The 19079-nt window shown below is 26.0% G+C and carries 12 protein-coding genes; all 12 read right to left on the reverse strand.

Features of this window, described 5'->3' with window-relative positions; all coding sequences use genetic code 11:
* Positions 1-30: 30 nt before the first annotated feature.
* Positions 31-636: a hypothetical protein gene (locus ACTG46_RS12560; protein WP_479922924.1), complete on the reverse strand. Its 606-nt coding sequence runs from the start codon at positions 634-636 to the stop codon at positions 31-33.
* A gap of 4 nt (positions 637-640) precedes the next feature.
* The gene (locus ACTG46_RS12565) at positions 641-2152 is read right to left on the reverse strand and encodes a hypothetical protein (protein WP_284182079.1); all 1512 of its coding nucleotides are present in this window, start codon (positions 2150-2152) and stop codon (positions 641-643) included.
* A gap of 195 nt (positions 2153-2347) precedes the next feature.
* A complete protein-coding gene (locus ACTG46_RS12570; protein WP_479922925.1) occupies positions 2348-3841 on the reverse strand; it encodes a hypothetical protein in 1494 nt (497 codons plus the stop codon).
* Positions 3841-5853 carry a discoidin domain-containing protein gene (locus tag ACTG46_RS12575; RefSeq protein ID WP_479922926.1) on the reverse strand — a complete coding sequence of 671 codons (2013 nt, stop codon included), beginning with the start codon at positions 5851-5853 and terminating at the stop codon, positions 3841-3843. The genes ACTG46_RS12570 and ACTG46_RS12575 overlap by 1 nt, the downstream gene beginning before the upstream one ends.
* 1 nt (position 5854) lies before the next feature.
* A complete protein-coding gene (locus ACTG46_RS12580; protein WP_479922927.1) occupies positions 5855-7225 on the reverse strand; it encodes a hypothetical protein in 1371 nt (456 codons plus the stop codon).
* Position 7226: 1 nt separating this feature from the next.
* Positions 7227-9464: a LamG-like jellyroll fold domain-containing protein gene (locus ACTG46_RS12585; protein WP_479922928.1), complete on the reverse strand. Its 2238-nt coding sequence runs from the start codon at positions 9462-9464 to the stop codon at positions 7227-7229.
* 15 nt (positions 9465-9479) lie between these two features.
* Positions 9480-13226, reverse strand: a complete 3747-nt coding sequence (locus ACTG46_RS12590) for a LamG-like jellyroll fold domain-containing protein (protein ID WP_479922929.1) — start codon at positions 13224-13226, stop codon at positions 9480-9482.
* 14 nt (positions 13227-13240) lie between these two features.
* Positions 13241-13762 carry a hypothetical protein gene (locus ACTG46_RS12595; protein WP_141668732.1) on the reverse strand — a complete coding sequence of 174 codons (522 nt, stop codon included), beginning with the start codon at positions 13760-13762 and terminating at the stop codon, positions 13241-13243.
* Between the two features lie 13 nt (positions 13763-13775).
* Complete coding sequence (locus ACTG46_RS12600; RefSeq protein ID WP_479922930.1) at positions 13776-14855, reverse strand: hypothetical protein; 1080 nt, start codon at positions 14853-14855, stop codon at positions 13776-13778.
* Complete coding sequence (locus ACTG46_RS12605; RefSeq protein ID WP_054270811.1) at positions 14845-15060, reverse strand: hypothetical protein; 216 nt, start codon at positions 15058-15060, stop codon at positions 14845-14847. The genes ACTG46_RS12600 and ACTG46_RS12605 overlap by 11 nt, the downstream gene beginning before the upstream one ends.
* 52 nt (positions 15061-15112) lie before the next feature.
* A complete protein-coding gene (locus ACTG46_RS12610; protein ID WP_479922931.1) occupies positions 15113-18007 on the reverse strand; it encodes a hypothetical protein in 2895 nt (964 codons plus the stop codon).
* A complete protein-coding gene (locus ACTG46_RS12615; RefSeq protein WP_479922932.1) occupies positions 18008-19066 on the reverse strand; it encodes an immunoglobulin-like domain-containing protein in 1059 nt (352 codons plus the stop codon).
* Positions 19067-19079 lie beyond the last annotated feature (13 nt).

Raw genomic sequence — 19079 nt, forward strand, 5'->3', positions numbered from 1 at the left:
TATACCAAGTAAAATTCACATTATTCTTGGTTAAATTCTATCCTGTATAGAAAATTTCATTTCTATACTTTTTAGTTTATTAACGTTTAAAGTCTTTACTTTCTCTAATCGTATAAAATATTCAGATATTTTGACTGAAATATTTTTATCAAAACCTATGTTATCTTCAGTCGACATCTCCTTTAAAAAGAAAATCTCTCCAAGACCTTTTTTCTTTAGAAATCCTGTATAAGACACTATTATATCTTCGAAATCTTCCATGAGTTTTCTACATTCTCTTTGTGTTTTAGTTAGAAATCTAAATTCTAATATACAATCAAAACTTTGTCTATATACTTTAATGACCTTACCTGTTTTTTCTTTATTTTCATTTGATTCATCTATTACATCAGTCAACATTGGTTTATGACTTTTTCCTTTAGATGTTTCTCTTAATTTTACAATATAATTTATTTGTGGAAGTATAATTTTATTTGCTTCATCTTTTTTTATTGTGTCAAAGGAAATTGCTCCCCAAGTATCCTCTAATTCTACAGTTAAAATGTCTTCTAATATTTCTTCCATTTTTTCAAAATTATCAATATATTCTTCAGTTGTAAGTATATTTTTATTATTTTGCATAAATTCCATATCCATTTTTTCACCTACCTATACTCAATCCACTATAGGTTTTAACATACTCTAACATATATACTGTCTTTAAACTTAAATCTAAAAATAATTCTCCTGACTTATGTTTAAACAATTCATTTATTATATATTCACTTATAATTTCTTTATCTATTAATTCATCTAACAATTGTGTTAAGTTTTCTTTTAAATATCCAGATGATAGCAAAGCATCCATATTTTCACCTATGTATGAATACATCATTTTTTTTATATAGCACATAGTCAATTGAATCATTCTTACATTACATAGATACTTATATTCTGTATGTTCACTCATTGTAATTCCGTTTGATACAACTACTCTTCTAAGTAACTGACTGAATCTAAATGATACATATCCAAGCTCATTCATTTTTTCTATTGTTAAAATATCAAAAGTATTAAATAATGAAAATGACTCTGGAATTTCTTTATTTGTAGTATTTTCTATTATATTTAAACTGGCTATAAGAGGAGCATATACAATACTTGCATTTACAATATTAGTACCATATGTGGTATATATGTCACCAGCTACTACACTTATCAATTGTTCATAATTTTTATCAAACTTTGACACTTCATTTATTTTTTTAAAATATTCTAATCTACCAATATATTCTTTCTCATCTATCCAAATCTCATTAGTTGGATTAAGACCAATTACACCATGAGTTATAATACCTGTTTTCATTTGTACTATGCAGAAATTAAGTAATTGTTCATAAAAAGTTACGTATCTTTCTCCATTTTTCAGAGTTAGATATTCTCTAGTTAGGTCATAATATTTATCTATTTTTTCTATATCATCTGTAAATGTATCATCATAGTATACTCCTAAAGGCATAATAATATCTATGTCAAGCCCTTCCAAAATAGTGTATGTGCTATCTAAATTATTGTACATTGTATTTTTATTGCAATCTAATCCACTATATCCTCCACTAAGTTTGTATATACTTTGATTTACTTCACTTATAGATTCCTTTGTTTCTATATAAGAATCACAATAAATACTACAAATTATCATCCCTTTTAGTTTTTGAGAATCTTTATTTATAGCTTCTGATAGGTCATATAGTGTAGGATAATTTTTATATGGATATTTTAATACATAATCCCCTAAACTTTTTGGATAGATTACCTGCAAATCATCCTGATTTACTATTATTTCTATATCATTATATATTTCATTCGCATACTTTGATTTAATATGTATACAGTTTTTTATTACTTCACCATTAGTACATTTTACATCTAAAAAAACTTCTGCATGTGCTCCTGTAACTTTGCATAGATAAACTTTACAGTCTAATTTAGATTCTTTTATAATTTTATATGCTTTAACTAAAGAGCCTGTTTTTCCAAATTTTGAATTCATATGAGAAATTGAGTTTATTTTTATTGGAGTGTTTACTGGTCCAAATTCTGAAGTTCCTAATAGATAAATATTTTTACCATAAAATTCATGTTCATTAAATAGCTTTTTTGATGTGTCCATATTTATTTAATTCCTTTTAAGCATCTTTATTTGTTATGATTCTTTAAGATTAGTTGAATACACTATGTATCTTGACATTATTTAATATACTCTTACTTATATCCATTTTGTAAGTTTTAGATTAAATTTTATTTACTATCTATTAATAATTATTTTCTTATTTAAATCTTAATTCATTATAATGTTCATTTCTTATTATACAAATGCTACTCCATAAGAAATTAAGTTAGAATTTTTATCTAATAAGAATTTTAACTTTGTACTTTTGCTTACATCAATAAATTCTTCAAGATCTACTGATATGTATTTATCATTATTTAAATATAAAACATTGTAATTGTCTTTTATATTTGCACAAATAATCATTCTATCTTTGCTATATTTATTTTCAATAATAGTAGAAGTTATTGAGTGATTAAATATAAAAAGTTTATCTTCAGTAGGGAATGTATTTATTCTTATAAATGAACTAAAATTATTTTCATCAATTAAAGTAATCTTTAGTTCATTTTTCTCATTTAATATAAAATCATTTTTATTAAACACATAGCCTACATTTAAAGAACCATTTACAATATCTATTAAATCAGTAGATACTAAAGTATAAGAATTATTTATATTTATTATCTCTATTATTGCTTTAGGTTTTTTTATTGAGACATCTAAAATTATATTAGTTATATTAAAACAATTATTAATATATCCAAAATAATTTATATCAAATATTGGAAATATATATGAATGTTTAATAATTAATACTGGTCTAAACCCAAATGTTGGTCCCTTGTTATTAAAAGTATTATTTGTTGAATAGTTTGTTAAACTAGAATACCCTCTAGTTATTATTTTAGAATTATCAGATGCTGATATAGAACTTGTTATACTACAAATGTCCCAATTCCAAATAGTTTTATCTCCTGGAGTTATTAGTCCATTTAAATCTAAATTTACAATATACTTATCATATTCAGATAAAGCATTATTGTTAGAACCACCAGTTAATGAACGCACTATTAATAAATTATGTTTGTAAGGCTGATTATCTAATTCATTACCATATATAAATCCTTTTTGATTTATTTCATCAAAAGACAAATTAGGAAAGACTTTATCAGATATTAATATTGATTCTCTATCTGTATGATTTACACAAATAAAATTCATGTCTGTCCCACTATAAAAATCTGTGAAACCATTATTATAAGTGTAATTACATGAAATGTATTCTCCAACGTTTATTTTATTAATAATTCTATTTTTTTCTAAAGGTAAATCAATAATATATCCATCTTCATTTATATCTATACAATCAACAACCACAAATCCTTCTTTAACAGGGGATATTACAACTTCATGTATAGAATTTTCTAGATTTTCTAAACTAATTGCAAGCACTTGTGAAATAGGTTGACTGTTATATGAATTAGCTATATACTCAATTCCATCAATAGTTATCTTGGTATTGTCTTTTGGCCTATTTGAATTTTTATCTGATATAAGCCTTAACTTATTTCCATAAAATTTGAATTTATAACTGCTATCAGTACTTTTAAGTAAAGTGCTTGAACCTCCATAATAAGTACTATTAGACTCTGAACTACAGTTTTTGTTTATAGATCGTATTTCTGATTCATCATATCTTTTCCAACCTGCTTCTGGTTGAAGTAATTGTTCACCTACAATAGCCATTATTCTTCACCACCTATTATTACCATTGGTCTAAATCCTAAAATAGAAGATGTGTGGCTATGCGGAACTATGTCGAATCTTTTAGGGCTATAATCATCTATATATTCATCTTTATACCCTCTAGCCACAATCCCAGTTCCAGAAGGTCTTAGTCCATTTGTGCCTACAACTGATAAAATCGCAATGTTATCTGTTAAAGATGCAATATGTTTATAATTCCATATGTCATTATCGCCTGCATCTATCTTTCCATTTAAGTTATTTTTCCATATATATGTATCCCAATCATTAATAGTTGGCCAACCTCCTTGATTTTTATTAACTAAACTTGAAGAAGAGTTTTTGTACTCGTACTCTTTAAGCATTTCTAATTCTCCTATAGCTACATAACCTGTTGCTCCACTAAAATTAAATTGATAATATAAATATTCTACCTGAGAATTGAAATAATGATAAGATACCGCTCTAGCATTTTGAGGAAAGCTTGATGACTCATATATCTTTTCAAACTTTTCGTTATCATTGCTACCATATACGATACATAAATTAGGAGCTTGAGGGAATAAATCACTATTTCTATTAGTGAACATAAATCCATTTGAAATTATCTTTTCTTTTTTTGAAAATATTTTTATATATGGATTTGCTTCATTAGGACTATGCCAACAATCATTAGAGTCAATGTTTGTTTTATTAAATGCTTTATACGTAAGAAGTGCATCACTAAGAGACCCACTTGCATAAAGTATATATTCATCAGTCTCATTTGCATTTAAAGCTTTTTTAGGGAAAGATACTGTTATATCGTTATTATATGCTACTCCTCCATCTGGTAAACACATAGAAAATTCTTTATAAAAGAAATCTAAACATTTTATGGCTACACTTTTATCAACTGAATTTGAATTTGTTATTTTTATTCGATAATGTTTATAAAAATTTTCATTTTTAAATATATAATTTTTAATTTGATCATGTTTTGGAGCTGGATTTTCTTTAACTGTATGTAAAACAACCCAATTTAATTCATCATTACTAGCTTCTATAGTCCATTCAGTTGCAGATTGTGGGTATTGTTCACTATTTCCAAAATGAAATTTATAAAAATTTATTCTTTGAGGTTGAGTTTTGAAAGTAACTTGTAAAGTGTGTGGGTAGCCAGCACCTTTACTATGCCATCCTAGTTTACTCCCAAAAGCTTTGTATGCATATCTCTCATTATACACACTACTAGCTTTTAAAACATATTCATCTGTTTCATCACTTTCACAAATATTCAGAGGAAATATTTTTTCTTTATAAAATATGTCTAAATTACCATTAATCTGATTCCAAGATATATTGTTTTGTATATTCCTATCTGCTATTAATTTATTGTCATCTACTTTAACAAAAAAGAATTTTCCATCTGGTGTTGAACTTGATACATCTCTTGTAATTTCCTCACAGTTACAATTTCCTAATTCTGAAAAATCTCCTATTTTTCCAGCAGTAGAAGCAGTATATCTACAAGATATTATATCTCCTATTTCCATATCTTCTATTGAAGTTCGTTGAGTTAATCTACCTTCTATTGGTGATAAGATATATCCATCTTCGTCTATATCTACACAATCAAATAAAAAATGAACAGATTGACTTTTTTTATTTATAGAAATTTTAACATTATGTATTTTATTTTCTAATCCTAACTTTTCATATACCACTGTAGAAATATTGCCACTATTGTCTTTTGTACTGAATTGTTCAATTGCACCATCAATATCGATATCAACTACATCAGACCTATCATTAAACTTAACACAAAACAATCTTATCCCTGTCCCAATAAATGTAAAATTAATATTAGTTTCATCATGAGGTGCATCAATAACATATGAACATGAACCACCATAACATGTACCTAAAGATGTTCTCTTGTAATGTTTAGAATACAATATATTTATATGATTATCGTCATATCTTTTCCAACCAGTTTTTGTTTGAACAGGTATATTTCGAGTGCTAGTCATATTATTCACCTTCTCTTTCTAATGTATCAAGCTTAGTGTCTATATAATAGTTAGATGTATAATTAGCTGAAAGATTTAATTCTTTATCATATTTTAATTGAATTTTTAAATCAGATATATTTAGATTTTTATTTATTAAATCAATTTTCGGATTTACAATTTCATTTACTATTTTCACTATCTCTTCTTTGTTTACAGACTCTGAGCCTCCTTCGCCATATGGAGGAAGTGGATTTAATTCAGTATTATCAAAATTAATTGGTTCAATATCATCACAGATTAATTTATATGCATTTAAAACAGTATCTTTATCCATTAATAATAGTAGATTAACGTTATTTGAATTTATGTTAAAAATAGAATTTATGTCAAAAACATTGTAATTAATATTATCTATAGTATAAATTCCAATAATTAAACCTGTAGATTTTAATTTAACTTTCATATCTTTATATTCTTTATCAAATGATATATTATCAGTTAAAATTATTTTATAACATTGAATCATGCCTTTATTGTGTTTAAATACTTTTATAGTTTTAGGATTTGAGACATAATTATTTTCATCTTCTATAATAATTTCTAGTAAATTCAGTCCATTTAACAAGTCAACATTGCTTATATCTAAATTTAAATTACCTTCATTTACATCTAATGAATCTGTCTGTAATATTTCTATATTATTTTTATTTGTTATTTTCATCTTCACTTTTGGTGTTTCTATTGTTTTATCTAGTAATATATTTGTTAGACTTATAATTCCATTCCATTCTCCAAAAGTATAATCAATATCAAACTCTGGATATAAGTATATGCTATTGACAATTAAAACTGGTCTAAACCCACTTGTATTATTTTTAGTAGATGTACTTACTACATTATATGAATTTGAGCTTGTACCACCTCTAATTGTCACTTTAGTATTATCTGAATCAGAAAAAGTGTCAGTTATGGATGCTAAATTATGATGCCATATATCTTTGTCTCCAGCAATAATTAAGTCATTTAAAGTGCTATTTAAAATATATTTATCGTATTCTGAATGTAAGTAACTGTCACTATGTGGGCTATCTGTAATTGACTTTATAATACAGACATAAGTTTTAGAGGATTGATTTTCTAATATATTACCATAAATAAATCCTTTATCATTTATTTCGTCAAAGCTTAAATTCGGAATTATTGTATCTGATATTAATATATTTTGTTTTAAACTGTGTTCAACACAAATAAAATTTAATGTTTCTCCTGTTCCAAAGTTTGAAAAACCATCCTCATAAGTGTAATCACAAGATATATACTCTCCAATTTGAATATTTTCGATTGAGTTGTTTTGTTCTAATTGTAGCGAAGTATTTCCTACACTATCCATACTATTCCCCTCCCTCTGTAATTAACATAGGTCTGAAACCTATATTTTTAGCAACAGATGAAGATAAATATATATTAAATCTTTTTGATGACAAATCATCAATATCTTCAGTTCTCCCACGAATTGGTATCAATATATTTCCACTTGGAACTCCTAAGTTTTCATTATTAATGTCTTTTAATCCTGTAATAACTTTCTCTTTACATAAAGAAACTATATTGTGATAGTTCCATATGTCATTATCACCTGCTATTATCTTTTCTTTTAAATCACTATTTCTTATGTATTTGTCCCAATCATTTTCTATTGGCCAACCGCCTTGGTTTTTATTAATTAGACTTGAAGATGTATTTTTATATTCATATTCTTTGAAAAGTTCTAATTCACCTATAGCTACCGAAGTTCCTACACCAATAAAGCTAAATTTATAACATAAATATTCGACTTGTGAATCAAAATAATGATAAGAAGTTGCTCTATTCGTTGTTGGAAAGTCTGATGATTCATATACTTTTTCAAATTCTTCATTGTCATTGCTTCCATACACAATACAAGAGGCTGGAGGCATAATAGATGAAGGACAATTTCTATTCGTTAATCTAAAACCACTTGAAATTATTTTATCTTTTTTTGATGATATCATAATATATGGATTATTATCCATAGGACTATGCCAACAATCCTCTGCGTTTACAGTTGTTTTATTAAATGCTAAATATCCAAAATATATCCCTTGTAATACTCCACTTTCTTTTATAATGTAGTCATCACCTTCATTTGACTTTAAAGCTTTCTTAGGAAAAGATGTTGTTATATCGTCATTATATGCTATTCCTCCATTTGGAATAGTATAATAATAGTCATTAATATATCCATATTCTTTTACACAATTACTAATAGTTGCAGTATTTTTAGTTGGTGATAAATCATAAAGATTGTCTCCAATTGCATTAGTAGATTTTAGTAGACAAATTAGATTTTCTTCACTACCAGTCAGATTATATTCTATAGTTGCTGGGTCTATTGCTTTATCCCATATTGCAAACTCTGATATTTTTCCAATCAAACGAGTACCTGATTCTATAGAAAAACCTCTTCCCGGTTCTGCACCTAATACCAAATGATTTGTACTTCCATATATGATAGTACCATTTCGTTTTTCATCCAATTTTAAAGTTATTTCGTCATATACTTTAACTGATTCTCCATTATATAGTATATAAAAAGTCTTCCATCCATTGTTAGATGAATCAATATTAAATCCAGAAATAAAATATAAAGTTGGAGAATTAGGATGATCTGTCGCAATCTCTATTCTAAGATATCTATCTTTTGGAACATAACAACATGCATAACCTCCAAGTTGTGTACAACTAAAAAACCTATGTTCTTCTCCAACTGTCCAGTCTTCTAAATATACTCTTATTTTTATTGTTATCTCTTTAGTAGTCTTAATTTTTTCTATAGGGATACTTACATATGATGATTTACCATCAAATACTAACACATTTGGAGAAAACATTTTACAAGTTAATTTACTTTTATTTAATTCATTCCATGAAATAGATGATTGAATATTTCTATCAGCAATAAATTTATTATTGTCAACTTTTATAAAATAAAACTTTCCATCTGGTGTATCTGATGAAGTATCTGCATCTATTCCTTCACAATTGCAAGTTCCAAGTTCTGAAAAATATCCTACTTTCCCAGAAATGGGGGCTGTATATTTACAAGGAATTATATCTCCTATTTCCATAGATTCTAATGTAGATTTTTTCGTTAATTTAGCTTCAATTAACTCTGAAATGTGTCCATCAGTATCTATATCTATACAATCAAAATCAAACCTAACACTATCATTGCTTTCAATCCTTACTATATGAGTTTTCTTTTCTAAGTTCATTTTTTCAAAAGCAAGATATTGCCTTATAGTTTCTCCATGAATAGAATAAAGTTCATATTCAATATCATCTATAGTGCATTTTATATTAGAGGAATGGCTGGGATATCTAGAATGAAAAATTCTTATTTTTGAGCCATAAAAAGCAAATTTGATATAGCTTGAATTTACTTCTTCTACAGTAGCATTTTCTGGTATGAACATTCCTGTGTTATTATAAAGACCTATACTTGTGTCTTTTTTCCATAACCCTATATATTTAAAACTATTGTTAATATTATCAATTCTTTTCCAGCCCTCTTCTGGTTGCAGTAATTGTTCACCAACTGTAGCCATTTATTCACCTTCTTTCTATGTAACACTGTCATTAGTAATATCTAATTCACAATCTATTAATTGTTTTATATATCTATCATCAATAAGAGTATCAGTTAGTCGATTATATTTTAAACCAGAATTCTTATGATATTCGTCTACATCAAATTCAATATCATATACTTTATCTTCTACTGAGATAATTCTATCGTTTATATCTTTTATATATTTTTGTTCTTCTATTATTTTATTGTTTAAAATATCAAAATTACTTTTTATTGCATCAAATAGTTCTTCACTAAGTCCTCCACCACCAGCTATTGGGAATTTATCTATGTTGTTTGGTGGAGGTAAAACTTCATCAAAGTTAATGATACTTGTATCAATACAATCTTTCACATAAATTTTATAGGCATCAATTATAGCATCTGAATCCATCAAGAACATTAATTTTATATTATTTGAATTTATTTGTGTAAAAGTATTAATATCGCAGTAGGTAAATTCATTATCATCTGTTGAGTATAAAATATTAATACTACCATGACCCAAAAAGAAAGGTTTAAAATGAGTATATATTTTATCAAATAAAATATTATTTACCTCAAAACATTTACTTGCAAGTATTAACCTTTGATCAGCTTTATAAATTTTAAATCTTTTTATAATACGCCTAACATTGTTAAATGTCATTAATAATTCAAATTCATTAAAGCCATCATTATAATTATCTAACAATAAATTGAAAGAAATATTATTGAAATTATCTAATATAGTTTCTTTTAATGAATCATTTATAAAAATTTCGAGCTTATTCATTACATTCGATTTATCATTTATTGATAATATTAATTGATTTTCAGATGCTTGGTTTGCCTTCAATATAGGTTCATAACAATAGAGAGTATTTGTTGGTGTAAAATTTTCATTGTATATATTCACATTAGAAATTCTAAACATGCTTAATTCATTAGTAAAACGATAATTACCTCCATCACATCTTTTTGACATATATATGTTATTGCTTGCATGTTCTTGTGGTATTTCAGATAAAGTATCTGTTTTTTTAAGTATACCATTATGATAAATCTTTATATATTTGTAGTCTTTAATTTCAAAAGCGAAATGATGGTAAACACTTTTATCGAAGTTTGAATAATCTATAGAAGAATATGAAGAGGAACTAAGGTAGAATGTTAATTTTTTAGATTCTGTATAAATTAAATATCCTTTGTTATAAGAAGAAACTCTAGTATCAAATAATATATCTTGTGTACTATTATCATTAAACTTCAAATAAAACTCTATTGAAAAGTTTCTAAAGTGAGGATTAAAATTTTGTATTTGCAAATACCCATAACTCATATTATAAAACTTATCAAATTTACCGCCATCAGACATTGTTACTCCATTATTATTTATAACTTTTGGATTATAACTGCTATCCACTACATCAGTGCCGTTTAGAAAAAAAACAGTGTTTTCATCAAGTCTTTGTCTATAATGATACATCTTTTCTTCTACACTTTTAGCATCATTGTATTCAATAATAAATTTTATTTCATTTTTCCCAATTATATATTTTTCATCATATATAATATCAAATATCAAATTTTCAAAAATATCAATGTATTCTTGTTCTATTTTATTGTTTATATATACTTTAACCTTATTTACAGTAGTTGTATTTGCTAAAATGTTAAAGATTATATGATGTTCTGTTTGCTCTAGTATCTCAATATTAGGAGAATAATCATATTGCTCTATTGGTAGTTCAAAATCTTCTGTCCATCTTGCCACATCAGAAATTCTAATATTAGATATATTTGCATTAACTTTGTTTGTCCAAGCGTCGAAAAATAAAAGTTCATTGCCACAGTAAATAGATAATTCTTGTTGTAATTTCTTTTCATATGTTTTTATGCCATTCTCAAAACAATATAAAGTAAGATTTTCTTTTGAATAACAAAAAGCTTTATGTATCCATTTATTAAAGGTTTTACCTCCACAAGTTTCTTTACGAATTATATCCCAAGAACTTCCATTACTACTACAATAAAGATTTGAAACATCTCCCTCATAATATCCTAAAAGTAGGCCATGTTTTAGTCTTTCATTAGTACTAAATATAGCTGCATCATAAACTGAGATTAAATTCTCAAACCATTCTATTGTAAAACTGGTACTTCCATTCAAAGCTATCTCTTCAGATGGAATTTGAATTAATCCAGTATTCGATTTGAATGATTTTCCAAATAAATCATCTTCAACAATCAATACATCTATAGCAGTTACTGTTTTTGGATTTAAACTTAAATCATTAAAAGAATCACCTTTTAGATATAATAAAGTATGTTCATCTATTCCTTGTATATTATATACTTCTTGTATATCATTTATTATACAAATATCAGAATCTAAGTTTTCAGTATATCCACTTAAAAGGATTTCAAATACGTTAATCCAACTACTAGTACTGCTACATTCTATACTTATATTATTATAATTAGCAGTCGTGACATCAATGTCAACAGTAGTTAAATTATTTGGTACTACTAACGTTTTTTGACCTATTATTTTTGTACCAGACTTAATTACATAATTATTTTGTGATTCTGGAGATGCACTTACTTTCATTTGTACTTTATTTATATTTGTAGCTTCTTTAAATTCTAGTTTGAAAATTGCTTCAAAAGTTGAAGACATCCATCGTGTATTTATATTTCCATCTATTGCTTTATCTGGAGTATTATCACTATAAACACTATTAGCTGTAGCCATAATTCCTGAAGGTATATAACCATCATTATTCTTAATTAGTGTTATCTTCACATTAAATTTTTTATATACTTTTATTTTTATAGTTTTTAATATTTCATTTATTTCATTTTCATTATGTTCTTCTATATAAACAACCTTATCTTTGCTACTTACTTTGTTATTGCTTATCTCATATTCTGTCATTACATCATAATTTATACCTAAATGTTCTATTTTTAATCCACATTTACCATTAAATTTTGCAAATGCATTCGGAAATATAATTTTATCTTCTTCTACCTTTTTATCACCTAGACTAATTTCTTCTTTTTTATATTTGAAACTAAAATCTACCCTTGCTTCATTTATATATACATCTCTAATATCAGACCAGCCTCCAGGAAATGTAATTGTTTTAAAAAACAAATGTTTATATTCATTTTTAGGAATAGGTACAATAATACTTTTATTTACACTACTGTCACTACCATCTGTTTCAACTAATTTAACAAGTGTTCCAGTTTCATCTTCTCCCCATACCTCTAAAAACTCATCTTGTAGACATACTGTAACAGACTCTATAAGTTTATTTTCTCTAAAAATCACATCAACACCCTGATTGTTAGATGTAGCTTGCCAATAAGTATCTTCGTTACTATCTAAAACATTACCAGCAACATTTTTTCCATAACTCTCCTGTTCGGCTTTAGCAGTTGTTCCTTCTGGTATAAGTGATAGGTAAATAGAAGCATTGAAATCATTAGTTGCTTTTATTTTTAAGGTTCTTAAAACATTCTGTAACTTAGTTACATCTTCTTCTGTTATCATATAAGTATTATTTGTAAGTTTTTTATTTATTTTTTTATTACCTGAAACATATTCAATTTCAAATTCATTTTTAAATCCATTATTTATTTCTATAACAGAACTTACCTTTCCAGTCTTATTGGCATTTATGGTTATATTTGGAAAAGATATTCCATTTCCTTCTACATTCTTATATCCTAAATCAATTCCTTGCATCTTATCACCTCACTCTATGTCACATTGTCATTATTTATATCAATCTTACAATCAATTAGATTTTGTATATAGTCATCATTTATCAAAGTATCAGTAAAACTATTTTTATTCAAATTGGTGTTTTTATGATACTCATCTACAATAAGTTTTGTTTTTGCAAGTTCATCTTCTAAACGATTCACTTCGCCCAATACATTAACTACAAACTCTTTTAGTTCCAAATTATTACCATTTAGTATAACTACATTTTGTTCTAACACTTTTACTCTTTCAATAAGGGGAGTTATATCAGCTACACCACCAGAACCTCCACCAATCTCCCCATTTTCTATCATTCTATTAATAATATCTATATCTTCTCTGTTACTTCTTATATTATTTACATTAATATTTATATTGTTGTCTATATCATCTAATTTTTTATTCAATCCAGTAATAGCTTTTATTGGATGTTGATCTTCTATATCCGTATTTTTTAATTGATTATGGTCATTTAAATATTCTGTTTTTCCATATCTTTTTATTTTTACACCCATCTCACCTACCACCTTACATGAATATAATATTAAAACTATATTTATCATCAATTGTTATGCAACTAGAGTCCTTTATTATTTTAATCAAAAACTTAGTTGTAGTTCCAGGCAACAAACTAACCTCTAGTTCTTTAAATAAATCAGAATTTCCACTTGAATCCCCATATGGCATCAAATAAGCCATGCTATTACCTTTATCATAACTAGAAACTCCTACTATTTTTAAAATTCCAGTTTTAGTAAGATTTCCTTCATTTACTACTTTCAACTCATAAACTCTATCTTTACCTTGTACTAATCCTAAATCAAAATCACCATTATTTATATTAGCTTCATCAACAATAAATTTAATTTCTGGTTCAAATGAATACACATCTCCACCATACAACTTATCTATAGTCACACTGTCAAATAATCTACCTTCACTTTCAACTTCTATCCTTACATTGTTTATTGGAAAAAGTTTTGATGATAAATCAACTACAACAGAATCTTTAGTATATTTCATATCTATCTTTGTAACTATTTCTTCATTATTTTCATCATATATTTTAATATTTTGTGTTTTATCAATTCCTATAAGTGTTATAAAATTACTCTTATACATTTCACAATTAAATATTTCTAATGAATTTTTATTGTCATTTAGATAATATCCTATAGAATTAGAATCAAGTAATTTTGTACTTCCAAAATCTTCCCAATTTAATCCATCTTTTGATGCTCTAAGATTTAATACAAAGTTCTCAGAATATATTACTTTTAAATATGAATAATATATTAATTCCATTTCTGCTGATAGTTCACATTCTATGTAATTTTCTGTAATAGACTTTACTATACATCCACCATTATTAGATTCTTTTGGTTCATATCTTATATGTGTTTGAAATACATATCCAGACTCTTTTGGACATGGTATCAATAATTCTGTTTTGTCAGCATTTTCAAGTATTTTAATAGAATCACCTGTAAAGGTGATTCTATTATTATCACTTGGAAATATATCCCATAGAGGATTCATTGCATCATTGAATTCCTCACTAAATATATGTCCTGTAGATATTTTATTCAATTTTTTTTTACTCTGCATGAACTTCAACCCTTATACTAGTTACTTTACATATCTGAAAATTTTCATACCCATATTTTTTCACTAGTGATTTAGTAGTTGCTATTGCTGATTGTAAAGTTGGCATGTCACATACTACTCTCCAAAATTCATTTGCTTCATTTGGTGGTCCAGATAATACATTTTGATTTACTTTCTCTTTGTATTGAATTTGATAATTTACCATAATATCTCTTCCCTTCTAACATTTTTGATAATTACTTAGTAATTTATACTTGTTATTTCCTGATTACTCTTCGTCTACCTTTTTCTTTATTATCATGATGTTTAAACATGTAATCTTTAAATGTATCAAGTGCATATGCAACTTGTACTGATTTTTGAATTGCCAATTTAACTTGTGTATCCTCTATAGATTCACCTGCAATAGTTAACATATCTATCAAATATTCAACAGTTTTATTCGTTTTTCCAAGCTTTCCAAGATACTTTATATTAACAGATTTATTGAACATATCTTTTATTTTAAAAACTGCTATATCTATGAAAGATTCCTCATTATCATAAAAAAACAAAATTTCTACTTCTTTAATTTCTTTTGGAATTGTCAAATCTATATTATAAGAGGGCTTTTCATCTCCTAAAAATGTATAAATTGCTTCTCCTATATGTATTTCTAACACGCCACTATTTTCCATATAAGCTTTAAATTTTAATTGTAAATCAAATTCTTGATTAACTTTAAATTTTAACCCAGAGTTTACGCCTTTTTCTTGACTTGATAAAACAAAATCATCGGTCAATACTAAGTTATCAATATATAGTATATTTTTTTCTAAATTTCCCAGCGTTTTTTTAGAATAATCAATCTCACAATCTTCTCTTATATACACAACTTCATACTCTGAATTACATAATATACTCATTTCTGCATACCACAAGAAAAGTTTCAATGTTCTTTCAAGATGTGGTATTTTGCATCTATCCCAATAGTATTTTTCACCTATATATTTCATGGTTGAATCTATTAAATCTTTTATAGCTTTTTCAGGTTCTATACCAGCATATCTATAAATATTATGCCTCCATTGATTGTATAGTGTGTCAAGAACATACTTCATAACAGAAACATCAATATTTATAACATCTATTGCTATATTTGCAAAATAATCTACTGGATTTTCTATAGGCAATTCAATTACTTGGTTTCCTGCTTGTGTATATTTTTTTACATACTTGTCCTTATCTAATATTATGAGGTTATCACCAAATATCTTATCTTTATATATATTATAATCAAAACCGTTTTTAGGAAGAATCAATTCATCTTGACTTCCATCAATAACCACAAATTCAGGAAAATATTCTGTTGCAACTCCAAAGAAGCCATCATTATTTTTATATGTAGGTAACTTTGAAAATTTTAATTCAATTGGCGATTCATTAGATGATACACCTTTAATTTTTTTTATTATTCCAAATTGAATTTGATACATATTATAGAGATTAGTATTACATTTATATAATTCGTCTATACAACTTGGAATACTTAATAAATTACCCTCTTTATAAAAATTCGTCAGATTTGAATCATAAAATATCTTAAAGTCATTTTTTTGTATTGTTCCTTTTTCAAATTCTTTATTTATTAGAAGTGTATATTTGCTACTTTCTAATAGCTTATATATATAGTTTTCAAATACATACAATGAAGATTTTGAAAGATATTCTGGTGATATAATTGAGTCAATAAGATACAAATTACCCTCTTGATATTTTCCAAACAACTCATGCTCAGTTATTGATGTTTCCTTATTGTTAGATTTTGATATTAATAAGTTATATTCATCATTTTTAAAATCAAACTTTGGATTGTAGTATTTGGAAAATAAATCTGTACTAGAAATATAAATTTTTCGATTGTCAGCCTTTCTTGTATTCATACCTAGGTTATATAAATTAAATGTAGGCTTTCCTTTTATAAAATCATAACTATCGAGTATCTCATATATTTGAATATTTGAACCTGCATGTGTAAAAATTTTAATATTATCTACAACATGAAGACTACCATCTATGTTTTTTTCAATATTGTCTAGTAAATTATATAACTCTATATAATCTTCACCTTTATATAATTTATATTTAGATTCTAAAAATGTTTGTATTTTACTTGAATATCCCTTTGATAAATACTTTTTATCTTCTATAAGTATTTGTTTATTAAAATTATTTCTCAGTTTTATATTCTCATTTATTAAAATCTCTGACATGTTTGGCATATCAATAAAATAGGGCAAATTAACATATATATTAGATGAAGAATTTGATGTAGATGTTTTATTTTCTTCAATAAAAACATTCCTCAAATCTCCATCTTTTATAAGTTTTTGTAAATCTATAGATAGATTTTCAGTATAACCTTCAACCAACTTTGGTTTTTCCATAAAGATTTTATTATTTATTGAACTTTTAAGATTTATATAATCATTTATATTTATTTTTTTGTCTAAGTCTCTAATATTTTTTCCAAAATCAAGTATGTATGTATCATTTTCTGTTTCACTTATATTTACATCTATATTGTCTCCAAAAATTTGTTTACTTGGTGTGCCTATCATATCCTCATAATCATAATTTTTTAGATACTTATCAATATTACTTACTTTTGTTATATTGTCTTGGAAAGATAATGTGTTTTGATTAGTCCGAAATGTATTATAATCATTATTTATTTGAATTTTATTTCTAGTATCTTTATATTCTACAAATAGTAGATATTCTATAATTGATTTATCTAAATATTGCTCTTCTCTAATTAAATACTTTAATGCATCATTAAAATTTCTAAATTCCTTAAGACCTTTATAAAAACTTATACATTCATCACTATTTTTATCATATAGCTTTTTATATATTTTATTTATACAGATATTCTTAACTGATATTGGTTGTAAAGACTTCTTACTTTTTATAAAAATTTTCTGCTTTTTACTAATATTCATTGACTTTATATCATTTTTTAACCTCAACAAAGTATTGCCTATATTGCTTTCTGCGTGTTCACACTCTATCTTATAAAATAAACTTATAGAGTTTTCATCTCCAGAAAGATTATATTTAAAATTAGCACTGACGAAAACGCCAGTGCTAAACTTAAAAGTTGCAATCATCTATTCTTCAATCATAGCTAATATCTTAGCTGAATATATCTTAGAGGCCTTAATTTCTTCTGAAGTTTCTTCTCCTGATAAGACAGTGATTTTAGCTTCTATTTTTAAATTAAAGCTAAAGTCACCAGTGCTAGAACTAGGTCTTACTATTATAGCTTTATAAGAAAGAGACTGACTATCAAGTTCTAATTTTATATTTGCTGATGTTAAATCTTCACCTTCATTATCAAGTGCTGAAAAAGTTAATGACATATTTTCAACTTTAGCAGGTAATGTAAAATTATTGCTAAGTTCTGTTAATGATTTATTTGGTGCAATATATGAAGCAAAATCAAAAGTTTTTACAAAATCATCAACCTTTTCTTGATTAGTAGGGTCTTGTTTAAGTATTCTAATATTAGTTATGGTCTTAATAGATGTAAGTTCACCCTTAGTAAGAGTTGCTGTAACAGATACAATACTATCGCCATCTTTATATGCAGGTCTAGTGACTACCCCTTTATCACTTAGAAAAGCAGAATTACTTGTAGTCCATGTTATTGCTATTTCATTTCCTATAGTAGTTGGAAGTATTAAATCAGTTGTAACCTTATTTATATCAGAATTTTTATTTCTAATAAGTTCCCAAGTTATTGCATTAGCTGCAGATTCAACTTCACCTTCTTGAGTCCATGCTGGTACTGTAACTTTAAATTCTTTACTTCTACTTACACTTCCCTTTGATACAATAACATTTATAGTAACTTTTGCATCTGCTTCTCCAAATACAGGTCTTGTTACTCTTCCTGATTGTCCTATTATATTCGGACTAGAAGATGACCATACTATAGTTGAACCACAACTACCTTTTTGTATAAATGTTAGATTTTCTGTAACTATACTTGGTATAGATATGTTTCCTATATCCTCTAGGATACTTTGCAAATCAGTTCGCTTTGATGCTTTTACAAGCACCTTAAATTTTTTAGTTTTAGAGACTTCTCCAGATTTCACGTTAGCAGATAAATATATTTCCTTATCTCCTTCATAGAAATCTGGTCTATTAATTATACCTAACATTAATATTCATCCT

This window comes from Clostridioides sp. LIBA-7678 (assembly GCF_056716065.1).

Excerpts from the sequence above, each read along its gene's own strand:
- ACTG46_RS12615 (WP_479922932.1), bottom strand. The coding sequence starts at position 19,066 with ATGTTAGGTATAATTAATAGACCAGATTTCTATGAAGGAGATAAGGAA.
- ACTG46_RS12590 (WP_479922929.1), bottom strand. The coding sequence starts at position 13,226 with ATGCAAGGAATTGATTTAGGATATAAGAATGTAGAAGGAAATGGAATA.
- ACTG46_RS12560 (WP_479922924.1), bottom strand. The coding sequence starts at position 636 with ATGGATATGGAATTTATGCAAAATAATAAAAATATACTTACAACTGAA.
- ACTG46_RS12610 (WP_479922931.1), bottom strand. The coding sequence starts at position 18,007 with ATGATTGCAACTTTTAAGTTTAGCACTGGCGTTTTCGTCAGTGCTAAT.
- ACTG46_RS12600 (WP_479922930.1), bottom strand. The coding sequence starts at position 14,855 with ATGCAGAGTAAAAAAAAATTGAATAAAATATCTACAGGACATATATTT.
- ACTG46_RS12565 (WP_284182079.1), bottom strand. The coding sequence starts at position 2,152 with ATGGACACATCAAAAAAGCTATTTAATGAACATGAATTTTATGGTAAA.
- ACTG46_RS12585 (WP_479922928.1), bottom strand. The coding sequence starts at position 9,464 with ATGGCTACAGTTGGTGAACAATTACTGCAACCAGAAGAGGGCTGGAAA.
- ACTG46_RS12605 (WP_054270811.1), bottom strand. The coding sequence starts at position 15,060 with ATGGTAAATTATCAAATTCAATACAAAGAGAAAGTAAATCAAAATGTA.
- ACTG46_RS12595 (WP_141668732.1), bottom strand. The coding sequence starts at position 13,762 with ATGGGTGTAAAAATAAAAAGATATGGAAAAACAGAATATTTAAATGAC.
- ACTG46_RS12580 (WP_479922927.1), bottom strand. The coding sequence starts at position 7,225 with ATGGATAGTGTAGGAAATACTTCGCTACAATTAGAACAAAACAACTCA.
- ACTG46_RS12575 (WP_479922926.1), bottom strand. The coding sequence starts at position 5,853 with ATGACTAGCACTCGAAATATACCTGTTCAAACAAAAACTGGTTGGAAA.
- ACTG46_RS12570 (WP_479922925.1), bottom strand. The coding sequence starts at position 3,841 with ATGGCTATTGTAGGTGAACAATTACTTCAACCAGAAGCAGGTTGGAAA.